The sequence below is a fragment of the Promicromonospora umidemergens genome, assembly GCF_024171995.1.
Classification (GTDB): domain Bacteria; phylum Actinomycetota; class Actinomycetes; order Actinomycetales; family Cellulomonadaceae; genus Promicromonospora; species Promicromonospora umidemergens.
The window spans coordinates 13,238-27,328 of sequence record NZ_JAMTCT010000013.1; the positions used below are offsets into that span (position 1 = coordinate 13,238).

Sequence of the window (14,091 nt, forward strand, 5' to 3'; positions counted from 1 at the left end):
TAGCAAGGTGACGAGAAAAGTCTCGAAGGGGGAGAGAACTATGCCATTCCTCAATGCAGGTCTTGTTATGCCGCTCCAGGTCGACTGGCTCGCGCCGCTCACGAACGCCCTCGGCGCGGTCGCGAGCTTCATCCCGAAGCTGCTCGTGTTCCTGATCGTCTTCCTCATCGGGTACTTCATCGCGAAGGCGATCGCCCGGTTCGTCGGGATGGTCCTGAAGCGAATCGGCTTCACCAAGGTGCTCGAGAAGGCGGGGGCCAACCGGCTCCTCGCAGGTTCGGGTATCGAGCCGATCACGCTGCTCACGAAGATCATCTACTACTTCATCCTGCTCATCGCGCTCCAGCTCGCGCTGAGCGCGTTCGGTCCCACCAACCCGGTGAGCGCGATCGTCAACGACATCGTGGCGTGGCTCCCGAAGCTGGTGGTCGCGATCATCATCGTGGTGATAGCAGGCGCCATCGCGAATGCTGTGAGGGACCTTCTCCTCAACTCCATGAGCCGGGTTTCCTACGGTCCTCTGGTCGCGAAGTCGGTGTCCTTCTTCATCATCGCGCTGGGTGTTATCGCCGCCGTGAACCAGATCGGCATCGGCACGACCGTGACAATGCCCGTCCTCGTGGCGTTCCTGGCCACTCTGGCCGGAATTCTGATCGTCGGTGTCGGCGGTGCGCTGATCGGCCCCATGCGGCCTCGTGTCGAGGGTTTTCTCGGCAACCTCTCGTCAGGCGGTGGCGCCACTGCCACGCCCGTCGCGGGGCACGGCACCGCCCCGGGGGCCACGCCCCGCACCGAGCCGGGCGCACCGGGTCCGATCGCGCCGCCGCCGCGCGACATCTGATCGCCTGACCGGCTCGCGATCGCGACGCCGGGGCCGCACCGCCACGGAGGCGTTGCGACCCCGGCGTCGGGCTGTGCCTCCGGGTACACGTGACCCGGAGCGGAGCCGGCTAGGCCGTGCGGAGCAGCTCCTGGGCCGCGCCGACCACGCTGATGAGCCGCTCCAGGTCGGGGTCGTCCTCCGTCGGCTGGAGCGCCACGGTGTCCACGCCCGCCGCGCCGTACCGGCGCACACCGTCGGCGAGCGCCTGTGCATCGCCCCACAGGGCGTACTGCGCGAGAGCCGCGTCGTCGGCCACGTCCGTGCCCCAGGCGGTGAGCTCAGCCCGCAGGCGCCCGGCGGCGTCGGGCCCGGTGCCGCCGGAGACGAACTGGATCACGGGGAAGCTCGCCTCCAGCCGGCCCGCTGCCGCCCGGCCCTCGGCGAGCCGCTCGTGCACGGCGGGCAGCCCCGGCAGGCCGACAGAGCCCTCGAGCACCACGCCGTCGCCGACCTCGCCCGCCAGGCGCAGCGACTTCGGCCCGGTCGCGGCGACCGGAACCGGTACGGGCCGCGCGGGCGGCCAGTCGAGCGCGACGTCGTCAAGGGACACATACCGGCCCGACGTCGTCACGCGCTCCCCGGCGAGCAGCGCCCGCAGCGCGGTCGAGTACTCGCGCATGAGGGTCAGCGGCGATGCTGCCCTGGCGCCTACCTGCGCCATCCACGGCTGTACGCCGTGCCCGATCCCCGGGACGAGCCGGCCAGGGAACATCCCGTCGACCCCTCCGATCTCCATGGCGGTGAGCGCTACGTTCCGCAGCGGCGTCGGCAGGACGCCGATCCCCACCCGGACCCGCTCCGTGGCGGACAGGATCGCGCTGGCGGTGGAGATGCCGCCGGTCTGGAAGCAGTCCTCCCAGAGCCAGATCTCCTCGATCCCCGCGGACTCGACGGCGCGGGCGAGCGGGATGATGCGTGACGGCGGAGTCGATGGGCGGATGATGTACGCCAGGCTGGTCATGGCGCCAACGCTGCCACGGAGCAGGCCGTCAGATCCAGCCCTTGCGCGCGGCGTGCCAGCCGAGCTGGATGCGGGTCGAGACCCCTGCCACGCCCATCAGCACCTTTACGCGTCGCTGCACGGTGCGCAGCGAGAGCCCGAGCTGGTTCGCCACCGACTGGTCCGTGAGGCCGGCCAGCATGAGCGCCAGGATCCGGCTGTCCTCCTGGTCGAGCTCGGACGCCTCGGACCGCTCGCCCGGCCCGGCGAACGGGGTGGCGTCGCGCCATACGCTCTCGAACAGGGCGATCAGGGCGTCCAGCAGCCCGGACGGGTGGATGATCAGCGCGCCCACCAGGTCGGGCGCCAGGTCGGAGCCTTCGGTGCCCACCTCGACGACGGTCTGGATGGGCACGAAGGCGAGCCGACGGTCGATGATGAACAGCTTGATCGGCACCCGCTCGGAGAACCGCACGTCCTCGCCGTTCTCGAGGGCCTCGGCGACGTCGTCCACCCGCAGCGCGCCGGTGTCGAGGAAGACGCGGTCGATCACCACCCGGTACCGCACGCCGCGTGCGACCGCCTGGTCCTCAGCGGTGTTCTCGTCAGCGGGCATCACGAACACCGGCGGCTTGGTGAACGACTCGACGGTCTCGCGCGCGCCGAGCTGGAGCTGCAGGATGCGGTGCTTCACGGCGTCCGCGCCGCGCACCACGTCGACGACGTCGGTGGCAGGCCGCAGCGCGGACGACCGCCGGAACTCCTCCTCGAGCCCGATCATCTCGACCTGTGCGGCGCGGATCTCGTCCTTGCGGCGGGCGAGCAGCGCCCCCAGCGCTATCTCGGGCGGAGCGGCCTGGAAGCGGGAGTCGTTGGTGCTCTGCCGTGCGGCGAGGCCGTGGCTCTCCAGCGCGCGGAGCACGTCCAGCGCGTCACCGGGGTCGCACCCGAGCCGCTGGCCCAGCTCAGCCGCGTCGAGGGACGGAGACGCCACCAGGTCGCGGTACGCGAGGGACTGTGTCTTCGTCAGGCCGAGCACGTCACCGAGCATGGGCATCCTCCCGCCGGATGAAGTTCGCCGCCGTGGCGAGGATACGGGATTGGTAGCCTCCGGCACGTGAGCACCGAGGACGTGAGCTTTCCCGCCGACGGCGAGTCGGTCGCCGGCCGCTGGTTCCTGCCGGACGCCGACCCGGTGGGCGTCGTGGCGATCGCGCCGGCGATGGCCATGCCCATGCGGTTCTACCGGCACCTTGCGGCCTGGCTCGCGGACCGGGGCTTCGCGGTGCTCACCTTCTCGTACCGCGGTTCGGAGCCGGAGCTCTACGGCCCGATGCGGGACTCGTCGGCGACCGCGCTGGACTGGTACCACGACGCGGAGGTGGCGGCAGGGCACGCTCGCGCCCGGGCGGACGCCGCCGGCGTCCCGTTCACGTGGGTGGGCCATTCGTTCGGCGGCCAGAGCCTGGGCTTCCTGTCCGACGTCGGCGTGGACGGCTGCGTCATGGTCGCCTCGGGGACCGGCTGGCGAGGCAAGGCCGCCCCGACGATCAGGACCTGGTCGCCGCTGCTCTGGCGAGTCATCGCACCCGCCGCGATCGCGGCCGTCGGCTACTACCCGGGCCGCCGGCTCCGGATCCTCGACGACCTGCCGGGTGGCGTCATGCGCCAGTGGGGGCGCTGGTGCCTGCACCCGGACTACCTGTTCAGCGAGCACCCCGAGCTGCGGGACCGCTTCGCAAAGGTGGAGACGCCGGTCACCGCCCTCTGGACCGCCGACGACGAGCTGATCTCCCCCGAGTCGATCCGGTACTGGAGCCGCGAGTTCCCGAACGCGGACGTCGAGCTCGTCGAGATGCGCGCCGCCGACCACGGGCTGGCCCGGATCGGCCACTCGGGCTTCTTCCGCCCCAAGCGCGCGATCCTCTGGGAAGAGCTCCTGCTGCCGCACCTTGCCGCCCGCCAGGCCGAAAGTCCGCCTCCACCATGTGATCAGGCTTGAGAACATCGAGGATCTCAAGCCCGATCGCATGGTGAAGGCGGACTTTCGCGGTCCACCGTGCCGGTCAGAGAGGGGTGACGGTGCCTCGGAAGTGGCGGGTGTTCTTGCCCGAACGCCAGCCGTCGTAGACGAAGCCCCGCTCGCCGGTCGAGGCGCCTCCGTTGGTCGAGCTCGTCGAGACCTCGTCCGCGTACCGGATCGCCACGTCGACCGTGCTCGGGAGCAGCACCGGCTTGAAGAACTCGATGGCCCACTCGTACTTCTCGCCCCGGCGGGCCGGCCCCACCTCCGCCAGTGCCCGTGCCGCCGTGTACATCCCGTGCGCGATGGTCCGCGGGAACCCGAACGCCTTGGCGCCAAGGCTCGACGTGTGGATCGGGTTCTGGTCGCCCGACACCGCGGCGTACGCCCGTCCGGTGCCGCCGCCGAGCCTCCAACGCGCGGTCGGTAGCGGCGCCGTCCACTCCTCGCGGGACGTCTCGTCGGCCGGCGCAGCGCCGCCGGACGCCGTGAAGCCCTTGGCCAGGTACGTCGACACGCCCCGGTAGGCGAGCTCGCCGCCCACCAGCACCTCCGCGACGAGGTCCACCTGGACGCCTCGGCGGTGCGCCCGGGCGTCCTGCGCCCAGGCCCGCACCGCCAGCGTCTCGCCCAGCCGCACGGACCGGAGCACGCGCGCCGTGTTCCTCAGGTGCACCATGCCCAGCAGCGGCAGCGGGAAGTCGCCCCGGACCATCACCGCCGTGGCCAGCGGGAAGGCCAGCACGTGCAGGAACCCGGCAGGCAGCACCTCGGACGCGGGCTCACCCAGCAGACGGAGGTACGCCGCCAGGTGCGCCGCCTCGCCCGCGGTGTCGACGTCCGCCACCTGATAGGCGACCTCGGGAAGTCGGACGCCGCCCCCTGGCCGCTTGCCGACGGAGCCGGTGGCGCCCTTAGCGAGCAGCCCGCCGAGCCTCGGCAGCTGGGCCAGCTCCGTCACGCCGTACGACGCCGGTGCTCCCGCCCTGGTCAGCTCGCTTCCCGTCACTTGCCCACCATCGACTGACCGCAGACGCGCAGGACCTGCCCGTTCACGCCCTTCGCCACCGGCGACGAGAGGAACGCGATCGCCTCGGCGACGTCGAGCGGCAGCCCGCCCTGCTGGAGCGACGGGAGGACGCGCCGCGCCATCTCGCGTGTGGCGAACGGGATCGACCTGGTCATCTCGGTCTCGATGAAGCCGGGCGCCACCGCGTTCGCGGTGCCGCCCAGCTCCGCCACGAGCGGCGCGGTGGCGGCCGTGTGGCCGATCACGCCGGACTTCGAGTACGCGTAGTTGGTCTGGCCCTTGTTGCCCGCGATGCCCGACGTCGACGCCAGCGACACGATGCGCAGCCCCTCGACACCGGCGGCCAGCAGCTGCTCATTGATGCGCAGCTGGGAGGCGAGGTTCACCGCGATGACGGAGTCCCACTGGGCGGGCTTCATGTTCGCGAGCAGCTTGTCGCGCAGGATGCCCGCGTTGTGCACCAGGATGTCGAGCCCGCCGAGGTGGCGGGTCGCCTCCAGGATCTTGGTGCCGGCGTCGGCCGCGGTCACGTCCAGCTGCACGGCGGTGCCCTTGACCTCGTTCGCGACGGCGGCCAGCGACTCGCCGGCGGCGGGCACGTCCACGACCACGACCTTGGCGCCGTCCCTGGCCAGGGTGCGTGCGATCGCCGCACCGATGCCGCGCGCGGCGCCGGTGACGACGGCCACCTTGCCGGCCAGGGGCTGCTGCCAGTCGACGTCGTCCAGCGGGTCGGACGGGCCGACGGGCAGCACCTGGCCGTCGACGTACGCCGACTTCGCGGACAGGAAGAAGCGGAGCGTACCCAGCGCGGAGGCCGAGTCGACGGCCGCACCACCGGTCAGCTGCACGCCGTTCGCCGTGGCGCCGCCGCGCAGCTCCTTGCCGACGGAGCGCGTGAAGCCCTCGAAGCCGGCCCGGGTCGCGGCGAGCGCCGGCGCGTCGCCGGCCTCCGGCGCACGGGACAGGACGACGACGCGGCCGTTGCCCGCGAGCCTGCGCAGCGTGCTGCCCAGTGCCAGCACCGCTTCCGAGACCGCCTCAGGGGACTCGGCGGCCGTGCCGACGAGCACCACACCGCCCCAGCGGACGTCGGCGGCGCCCTCCGTGGAACGGCGCACGTCGACGTCCCAGGCGAGCAGGGCCTTGGCGAGCGAGTCCGCGTCGGCGGCCGAGGCGTCGTCGGCCACGATGAGGACGGGGCCCACCGTCACGGGTGCGCCGGGGGTGTAGCGGCGCAGGACCGCCGGCCGGGGGAGGCCCAGCTGCTTCGCGAGCTTCTTCCCGAGCTCGCCGTTCACGAACCTGGTGTAGTTGTCAGCCACGGATTTCCTTCCGATCTGGGGGGAGGGCTCGGTCGCTCGGTCAGGAGGACTCGATGACGGCGACGGCACCCAGGCCGCCGGCCGCGCAGACCGAGATCAGCGCCCGTGCCGGACGGCCGGTCTCCGCTGCCTTCGCCGCCACCAGCTTCGCGGCGGTCGCGATGATGCGCCCGCCGGTCGCGGCGAACGGGTGACCGGCGGCGAGCGAGGAGCCGTTCACGTTGAGCTTGCCGCGGTCGATCTTGCCCAGCGCGCCGTCGAGGCCGAGCTCGGTGCGGCAGTACTCCTCGTCCTCCCACGCCGCGAGCGTGGTCAGCACGGTGGAGGCGAACGCCTCGTGGATCTCGAAGAAGTCGATGTCGTCGAGGGTGAGGCCGTTGCGGGCCAGCAGCCGCGGCACGGCGGCGGCCGGCGCCATGAGCAGCCCTTCGTGACCGTGCACGAAGTCGACGGCCGCCGTCTCGGCGTCCACGAACTTCGCCAGGACCGGCAGGTCGCGCTCCTCGGCCCAGGCGCGCGAGGAGAACAGGACGGCGGAGGCGCCGTCGGTCAGCGGCGTCGAGTTGCCCGCCGTCATCGTGGCCGCCTGACCGAGCTTGGCGCCGAAGACCGGCTTGAGCCTCGCGAGCTTCTCGAGCGACGTGTCCGGGCGCAGGTTGTCGTCGCGCGTCAGGCCCTTGAACGGGGTGACCAGGTCGTCGAAGAAGCCGGACTCCCAGGCGCGGGCGAGGTTCTGGTGCGAGTTGTACGCGACCTCGTCCTGGGCCTCGCGGGAGATGGCCCACTTGGCGGTGGTGACGGCCTGGTGCTCGCCCATGGAGAGGTGCGTACGCGGCTCACCCGTGCCCGGGGTGGCAGGGGCCAGGTCTTTGGGGCGGATCGCGGCCAGCGCCTTGAGCTTCGCGCCGGTCGTCCTGGCGTGGTTGAAGTCCAGGAGCGCGGCGCGCAGGCGGTCGCTGACGACGATCGGCGCGTCCGACACGGTGTCCGTGCCGCCGGCGATCGCGGACTCGATCTGGCCCAGCTTGATCTTGTTGGTCACCGCGATGGCGGCCTCGAGGCCCGTGGCGCAGGCTTGCTGCACGTCGTAGGCCGGGGTGGTGGGCGAGAGGGAGGAGCCCAGCACCGACTCGCGGACCAGGTTGAAGTTCTTGCTGTGCTTGAGCACGGCGCCGCCCGCTACCTCACCGAGGCGCTCGCCCTGCAGGCCGAACCGGGCGACGAGGCCCTCCAGCGCTGTGGTGAACATGTCCTGGTTGCTGGTCCGGACGTACTTCTTGCCGGCGCGGGAGAACGGGATGCGGTTGCCGCCGATGATGACGGCCTCGCGCGTGGACGGGACGGGGGAGGGGGTAGTGGACACGTCGCTGTTCCTTCTCACTTCGTCGTCGGGCAGGTGGCTTCGTCGGTCGAGCCTCTCGAGGCCGACCCCTCAAGGCCGGCAAGGGCGGAGGCCCGGATCGCCCCGGGGTGGTGCCCAGGACTCACAGTACCTGATACTCTCAGTCTCGTGAGACGAATCACAAGACCTCTAGCGAGTCAAGGTGGGGAGGCGGAGCGATGAGCATCGGAGTCGACGGCCGTTCGACCCGCTGGGACGACCACCGCACCGCCCGTCGGGCGGAGCTCGTCCGCGCAGCGCGCAAGGCGGTGCACCGCCTCGGGCCGGCAGTCTCGATGGACGAGATCGCCGCTGCGGCCGGTACGTCCAAGTCCATCGTCTACCGGTACTTCGACGACAAGGCGGGCCTGCGGCTCGCTGTCGCGGAGACCGTGGTGATGCAGATGCACGACGCGCTGCGCGCCGCCGCGCAGCGCGCGGACAACCCAGAGTTGGCGTTGCGCGAGATGGTGCGGGTCTACCTCGAGATGATCGAGAGCTCGCCCAACGTGTACTGGTTCGTCACCCGGACCGCCATCGGTGGCAACGAGCCCGCCCCGATCGAGAGCGGCCGGCGTGGCCGGCGTGCCACGGCCGCGGAGGACGCGACGGACGCTGCCGTGCCGACCACACCCGTGGACCTGCACCCGCTCGGTGCCTACCTCGACTCCGTGATCGAGCTCGTCGCAGAGCCGTTCGCACGGGCTACCGACGTCCCGCAGGCCGACGCCGCCGCCTGGGCCGCCGGTGCCGTCGGCTTCGTGCGGGGCTCCGGCGAGTGGTGGCTCGGCCACCGCAACATCGAGTCCAGCCCGCTGACCCGTGAAGAGCTGACGGAGCGCGTGACGCTCTGGCTCTGGACCGGACCCGTCGGCGTGCTGCACCACGACCGCCCCGGCTCCGCGCCCGCGACCGCCTGACCTGACCCACCCTCCCGAGACCCAGCACCTGGCCAACCGCCCGAACACCGAGGAGAACCGATGACGACCACCTCCGAGCCCGTGACCACCCCCACGGCCACCGAGGACGCCGCGCCCCGGCCCGTGGCGCCTCGTCCGACGTCGGGCAGCCGAGTGGACGTACCTGCCCTGCGGCGGATGCTGCTCGGCCGCTGGCCCGAGGAGCGGTCGGAAGCGCGGCGCCTGGTGGCCGAGACCCCCGAGCTCTGGAAGCGGGAGGGGATCACCAAGGAGGAGCACCGGGAGACCGCCCTCGCCCAGATGCGGCAGATGGTGTCGTACGGCCACGTCCTGCGGGCCTTCCCCGAGCGTCTCGGGGGCAGCGGCCAGGCGGGCGGCGCCAACCTGGTGGGCTTCGAGGAGCTCGTCGCCGCCGACCCGTCGCTGCAGATCAAGGCCGGCGTGCAGTGGGGGCTGTTCGGCGCCGCGATCCTCCACCTCGGCACCGAGGAGCAGCAGGACCGGCTGCTCCCGGGCGCGATGGACCTGAGCGTCCCTGGTGCGTTCGCGATGACCGAGACGGGGCACGGCTCGGACGTCGCCTCCATCGGCACCACAGCGACGTACGACCCGGAGACCGAGGAGTTCGTCATCAACACCCCGTTCCGCGGGGCGTGGAAGCAGTACCTCGGCAACGCGGCGCGGCACGGCGTGGCGGCGACGGTGTTCGCGCAGCTCGTCACCAACGGCGTCGACCACGGCGTGCACTGCTTCTACGTGCCGATCCGCGACCCGCAGACCATGGAGTTCCTGCCGGGCATCGGCGGCGAGGACGACGGTCAGAAGGGTGGCCTGAACGGCATCGACAACGGCAAGCTGCACTTCACGGACGTGCGCGTGCCGCGGCAGGACCTGCTCGCCCGCTACGGCCAGGTGGCCCCGGACGGCACCTACACGTCCACCATCGACAGCCCCGGCCGCCGCTTCTTCACCATGCTCGGCGCCCTGGTGCAGGGCCGCGTCTCGCTCGACGGCGCGGCGATCACCGCGGCGAAGATCGGCCTCGCGATCGCCACGAAGTACGCCGAGCAGCGCCGCCAGTTCTCGCCGGCCACCGGTGCCGACGAGCTGACGCTGCTCGACTACGCGACGCACCGCCGCCGCCTCTTCCCCCGCATCGCGGAGGCGTACGCGATGCACTTCGCGCACGACGAGCTGCTCGACCTGTTCGACGCCGTCTTCTCCGGCCGTGAGGACACCCCGGCCATGCGCGAGGACCTCGAGACCACGGCGGCGGCCCTCAAGGCGACCTCCACCTGGTACTCGCTCGACACCCTGCAGGAGTGCCGCGAGGCCTGCGGTGGCGCCGGCTTCCTCTCCGAGAACCGCTTCACCGGCCTGCGCGCGGACCTCGACGTCTATGCGACGTTCGAGGGTGACAACCACGTGCTGCTGCAGCTCGCGGCCAAGCGCCTCGTGGGCGACTACGGCAAGAGGATGGCCCGGGCGGCCAAGTCTCCTGCGGGCGTGGCGGGCATCATGGCAGAGCAGGCGAAGGACGCCCTGCTGCACAAGACCCCGCTGAAGCGGCTCGGCCAGACGGTGGCCGACGGCGCCGGCACGCGCGCTGCGGGTCGCGTGCTGGACGCCGACGTGCAGCGTGAGCTGATCGCCGGTCGCTACGAGGGCATGGTCGCCGCCACCGCGCTGGGCATGCGCCCGGCGCTCAAGGCCGACTCGATCCGTGCGCAGGAGATCTTCGACGACAACCAGGTGCGCCTCATCGGGTCCGCGGCGGCGTGGGCGGAGCTGGTGCGCTGGGACGCGTTCACGAAGGCCATCGGCAAGATGCCCCACGCCGGTACGCGCAAGATGCTGACCCTGCTCCGCGACATCTACGGCCTCACCACCATCGAGCGTCACCTCGACTGGCACCTGACCAACGGGCGCATCTCGGCAGGGCGCGCGAAGGCCGTCACGTCGACGATCGACCAGCTGCTCAAGGAGCTGCGGCCGGACGTGCTCGACGTCGTCGACGGCTGGGGATTCAGTCAGGAGCACCTGCGTGCGCCGATCGCCGACGGGTCGGAGAAGGTTCGCCAGGACGAGGCGCGCGCCTACTACCGCGAGCTGCGCGCGAGCGGTACGGCGCCGGTCAGCGAGAAGGCGCTGCGCAAGCAGCAGGCGCAGCCGGCCTGACGGCACCGGTCACGCGGCGTCGGGCACCGCGGCGACGACCGGGACGGGGAGCTGCTGCACGGGCGCAGGCACGGGCTCGTCGGCAGACTCCTGGTCGTCGGCGGTCTCCTGGTCGTCGGCGGGGCGCGCGAGCGGTCCGCCGAGCGTCACCGGGGCGCCCGGCTGCGCCGTCGGCTCAGGGGTCGCGCGGACGACGAGAAAAGTGCCCGCCAGTCCGAGGAGGCCGGCGAGCACGGTGAGTGGCACGAGCTGGTACGCCACTGTGAATCCGAGGAGTGCGCCGCAACCGACGGCGATGATGGATCCAAGAACTAGTACACGGGTCATCAGGAGCCTCCCTGCCAAGGTATCTCCGAAAAGGTATGTCTGACCCCAGAGGGAACTCCCGTTGATCGCTGGGCACCCGAGGATGTCGGTCGTGCGTCTGGGCGCGCGCGGCGTCATGAACTGAGGTCTGGCTGAGCTGGAGCTCATCAGATGTGTGGCGAGACTGCCCCGCCGTGGCTTTCCAGCAAACCTCAACCGGCACGGCTTCGCACCCTGAATCGCACCGCTGACGGTCACGACTTGGTCACGGATCGGGTCGTGCCGGTTCGGGATTCGCTGTGTCTCACAGCGGGTTGCAGTGCGCGGTGGCGGTGAGGATCAGCCCGACATCGGGCCGCCAGGGCTCCAGGTTCCACGTGCTCTTGTCGGGCGCGCCGACCGCGTGGCACATGAGCTGGTGGTCCATGGTGGCGCTCTCCGCGTCGGGCTCCGCTGCGACGAGCTGGGTGCGAATCAGGTCGAGCCCCGCCCGGCCCGCGTGGCGCGCCCAGTCCGTCGGGTCGACGGCGAGCGACCGCCCGCCCTCGTTCTCGCCCCAGGTCGCGCTCTCGATCGCGTGCGTGCCGACCTCGAACGTGATTTCCAGCGGCCTGTTCCGGTCCGCCTTCCCGGCGGGCCGCGACCCCTGCGCCGCCCTGACCCGGTCGTCCACCTCCACCCGGACGTGCGTGTCGCCGGTGGCGGTGACCTCGATGCGGGGCGCATCGTCCTCGGTGTCCGACGGCGGCGCGGGCGGGCCGATCGCCGCGACGGGTGTGCCGCCGTCGTCGAGCACGGCGATGCTGCCGTCCGGGTCGACGTCGAGCGTCCCTGGCGACGTGAGGGCCAGGTCGGCCGTCCCGCCGAGGGCGAGGCTGAGGGTGACCGTCTGCAGTCCTGGGACGTCGCCGTCGGCCTGTACCACGGCGGCCTTCCGGGACTCGATGCGCAGGACTGTCTCGTCGAGGGTGACCGTGGTGGTGCGCGGCGCGGGCCGGCCGGCACCGGACGGCTTCGGCTGCTCAGGGGTGGCCGACGACCGTCCTGCGGTGGGCGTGGGCTCCTGGTCCGGGCCGTCGGCCCGCACCGCCCGGTCAGCCTGGTCGCAGCCGCTCACGGTGAAGAGCACCGCCAGTGCGGCGCACACGGCGAGGGGCACCACAGCGGCGCGTCGGATGGGCACGGCTCCATTGTGCTGGGCGGAGGTGCGTAGTGGGGCGTTGGGTGGCGCGTGTCGGCGACACCCCCTATGTTTAGAACATGCGTTCGAACAAGGTGCTGGTGACACAGGGTCCCGCCAACGTGCAGGGCCTGACCGCGCGTGGTGCAGCCGCACCGCGCGAGTCCGGGTTCGCGAGCGGTTTCGCGAACCTCACGGAGGCGGTCGACGCCGTGGCGGCGGTCGACGCGCTCCTTGCCTCGCTCGCGGCCTCTCGCGCGGTGCTCATGGAATCGGTCCGCGAGTGGGTGGCCGACCAGCCCGAGCTGTTCGACGGCACCGAGGTCGAGGCGGACGATCTCGCCGGGTTGGCTCCGGAGCTCGTCGAGCAGCTGGCCAAGGCGTTGCGGGTGCCGGAGGGCACTGCGGTCGCGCTCATCGAGGAGTCCCGGGCGCTGGTGCACGAGCATCCGCGGACGCTTGCGGCGTTGCGTGGCGGGCACATCACGCACGCGCACGCGCAGACGATCCTCGGGTACACCGACGGGCTGCGGCGGGGCAACCGGGTGGCGCTGGAGACCCGCCTGCTCAAGCGCGCGCGCACCACGACCCCTGGGGAGCTGAGCCTGGTCGCGCGTACCGAGCGCGAGCGCCGGCTGCGTCCGGAACGGCCGACCGGCGTGCCGGTCGTGCGCCAGGCGGCGTCCGCGAGGCGGCAGCGGCTCAGCGCTTCCCCCACAGGTCGTCCCACGCGGTGAACGGCTCGTCGGTGCGGCCGGCCTGCTGCGGGCTGCCGCCCGCTGCGACCGCCGGGGTCTGGCCGCCCCAGGCCGGGCTGCCCCACGTAGGGCGGCGGCCCCAGGCAGAGCTGCCCCACGTCGGCTCGGCCTGATCCTGCTCGTCCGGGCTGTCGGCACCCGGGGTGCTGCCGTAAGGGATCCAGCCCTGCTGGGCGTACGGCGCGCCGGACTGCTGCTCCACCGGGCCAGTCCCGTGCTGCTCGGGGACTGCGGGGTAGGACGGGTCGAACGAGGCGTCGTAGCTCTCGGACGCCGCCGCGGGCTGGGCTGCCTGGCTCGTCACCGGCCACTGCTGCGCTGCCTCGGTCTGCCCGGACCAGAGCGAGGCCGACTGGTCCGGTCCCGGCCAGGGCGGCGTCGGGTCGGGTTGCTCAGGACCGGCAAGCACCTCGGGGCTCGCGACACCGTGCCTCGGGGTGCGGTAGCTCTGCGCCGCGTGCGGGACGTGGTCCGCCCCGGTCGGCTCGCCGTACGGCGGCGTGAGCGGCGGCGCGAGCGGCGGGTAGCCGTTGTGGTCGTGCTGCTTCGGCGCGGAGACCGCCGCGAAGGTGGTGGTGGCCAGATACTGCTCGAACGGCACGTCGAAGGTCTCGTCGTCCGACCACGCAGCGTCCCAGGCTGCCGTGACCTGGCGCGCCGGGGCGCGGCGACCGTCGTCGGGCATCGGGGGCAGGCGGATCTCGCCCCGGCTGTGGAGCACCTGGTCGTGCATCTGGCCCACCCAGTTGACCGCGAGCTCGAAGCGCATGGTGCCGAGGCCGTCCACCCCCAGCTCGCCGCCGAGGGCCGGGTGCGGGTTGAAGGTGTAGACCTCGTTCTCGCCGAGGTGGAGGCCGCGGCTGCGGGCGTCGCGGACCAGGTCGTCCATGAGGTAGGTGGCGCGGCCCTCGGCGGACTCCAGCTCGGTGTACATGGTGACAGCGGAGGTCCAGCGGAGCTCGAGCGTGCCCTCGACCGTGTCCAGGAACCACCATCCGTCCAGCGACTCGAGGAAGATGTCGCCGAAACAGGTGGCGAAGCGCGGATTCTGCTCGCTGAGCCCCAGCCACTGCCATGAGGCGAGCCCGAACTCGAAGGAAACCTTCGGAAGAGTTCGAAGCAGCTTCATGTCCGAATGAAACCACTTTCGGGTAAACGCCGGAACCC

The 14,091-nt window shown here is 71.9% G+C and carries 13 protein-coding genes; 5 read left to right on the forward strand and 8 right to left on the reverse strand.

The window, feature by feature from the left end; all coding sequences use genetic code 11:
* Positions 1-40: 40 nt before the first annotated feature.
* Positions 41-841 (forward strand): mechanosensitive ion channel family protein, encoded by an 801-nt coding sequence (locus tag APR04_RS18675; protein ID WP_253872930.1) that lies wholly within the window; start codon positions 41-43, stop codon positions 839-841.
* Between the two features lie 109 nt (positions 842-950).
* Here the strand turns inward: APR04_RS18675 and APR04_RS18680 are convergent, their stop codons facing one another.
* A complete protein-coding gene (locus APR04_RS18680) occupies positions 951-1,844 on the reverse strand; it encodes an LLM class flavin-dependent oxidoreductase (RefSeq protein ID WP_253872932.1) in 894 nt (297 codons plus the stop codon).
* A gap of 28 nt (positions 1,845-1,872) precedes the next feature.
* Entirely contained in the window at positions 1,873-2,874 is a 1,002-nt protein-coding gene (locus tag APR04_RS18685; protein ID WP_253872935.1) for a helix-turn-helix domain-containing protein, read from the reverse strand.
* Between the two features lie 66 nt (positions 2,875-2,940).
* Here APR04_RS18685 and APR04_RS18690 point away from each other — a divergent pair, with 66 nt between their 5' ends.
* Positions 2,941-3,825: an alpha/beta hydrolase family protein gene (locus tag APR04_RS18690; RefSeq protein WP_253872938.1), complete on the forward strand. Its 885-nt coding sequence runs from the start codon at positions 2,941-2,943 to the stop codon at positions 3,823-3,825.
* Between the two features lie 64 nt (positions 3,826-3,889).
* Here APR04_RS18690 and APR04_RS18695 read toward each other — a convergent pair whose 3' ends face one another.
* From APR04_RS18695 to APR04_RS18705, 3 genes are read right to left on the reverse strand one after another with little or no spacing between them, the layout of a single operon-like run.
* Complete coding sequence (locus tag APR04_RS18695) at positions 3,890-4,855, reverse strand: MaoC/PaaZ C-terminal domain-containing protein (protein WP_253872941.1); 966 nt, start codon at positions 4,853-4,855, stop codon at positions 3,890-3,892.
* Positions 4,852-6,201: a 3-oxoacyl-ACP reductase gene (locus tag APR04_RS18700; protein ID WP_253872944.1), complete on the reverse strand. Its 1,350-nt coding sequence runs from the start codon at positions 6,199-6,201 to the stop codon at positions 4,852-4,854. The genes APR04_RS18695 and APR04_RS18700 overlap by 4 nt, the downstream gene beginning before the upstream one ends.
* A gap of 40 nt (positions 6,202-6,241) precedes the next feature.
* Positions 6,242-7,564, reverse strand: coding sequence for an acetyl-CoA C-acetyltransferase (locus APR04_RS18705; RefSeq protein ID WP_253872946.1), 1,323 nt, complete (start codon positions 7,562-7,564; stop codon positions 6,242-6,244).
* Positions 7,565-7,761: 197 nt separating this feature from the next.
* Here APR04_RS18705 and APR04_RS18710 point away from each other — a divergent pair, with 197 nt between their 5' ends.
* Both APR04_RS18710 and APR04_RS18715 read left to right on the forward strand, forming a co-directional pair.
* Complete coding sequence (locus tag APR04_RS18710; RefSeq protein ID WP_253872948.1) at positions 7,762-8,502, forward strand: TetR/AcrR family transcriptional regulator; 741 nt, start codon at positions 7,762-7,764, stop codon at positions 8,500-8,502.
* 60 nt (positions 8,503-8,562) lie between these two features.
* Complete coding sequence (locus APR04_RS18715; protein ID WP_253872951.1) at positions 8,563-10,680, forward strand: acyl-CoA dehydrogenase family protein; 2,118 nt, start codon at positions 8,563-8,565, stop codon at positions 10,678-10,680.
* A 9-nt stretch (positions 10,681-10,689) separates the two neighbouring features.
* Here the strand turns inward: APR04_RS18715 and APR04_RS18720 are convergent, their stop codons facing one another.
* Positions 10,690-11,007: a hypothetical protein gene (locus APR04_RS18720; protein WP_253872954.1), complete on the reverse strand. Its 318-nt coding sequence runs from the start codon at positions 11,005-11,007 to the stop codon at positions 10,690-10,692.
* A gap of 283 nt (positions 11,008-11,290) precedes the next feature.
* Positions 11,291-12,169 carry a DUF2599 domain-containing protein gene (locus tag APR04_RS31080; protein ID WP_253872957.1) on the reverse strand — a complete coding sequence of 293 codons (879 nt, stop codon included), beginning with the start codon at positions 12,167-12,169 and terminating at the stop codon, positions 11,291-11,293.
* A 77-nt stretch (positions 12,170-12,246) separates the two neighbouring features.
* On the opposite strand from APR04_RS31080, the gene APR04_RS18730 reads away from it, so the two are divergent.
* Complete coding sequence (locus tag APR04_RS18730) at positions 12,247-12,903, forward strand: DUF222 domain-containing protein (protein WP_253872959.1); 657 nt, start codon at positions 12,247-12,249, stop codon at positions 12,901-12,903.
* Here APR04_RS18730 and APR04_RS18735 read toward each other — a convergent pair.
* Positions 12,869-14,053, reverse strand: a complete 1,185-nt coding sequence (locus APR04_RS18735) for a T6SS immunity protein Tdi1 domain-containing protein (protein ID WP_253872961.1) — start codon at positions 14,051-14,053, stop codon at positions 12,869-12,871. The genes APR04_RS18730 and APR04_RS18735 overlap by 35 nt on opposite strands.
* Between the last annotated feature and the right edge of the window lie 38 nt (positions 14,054-14,091).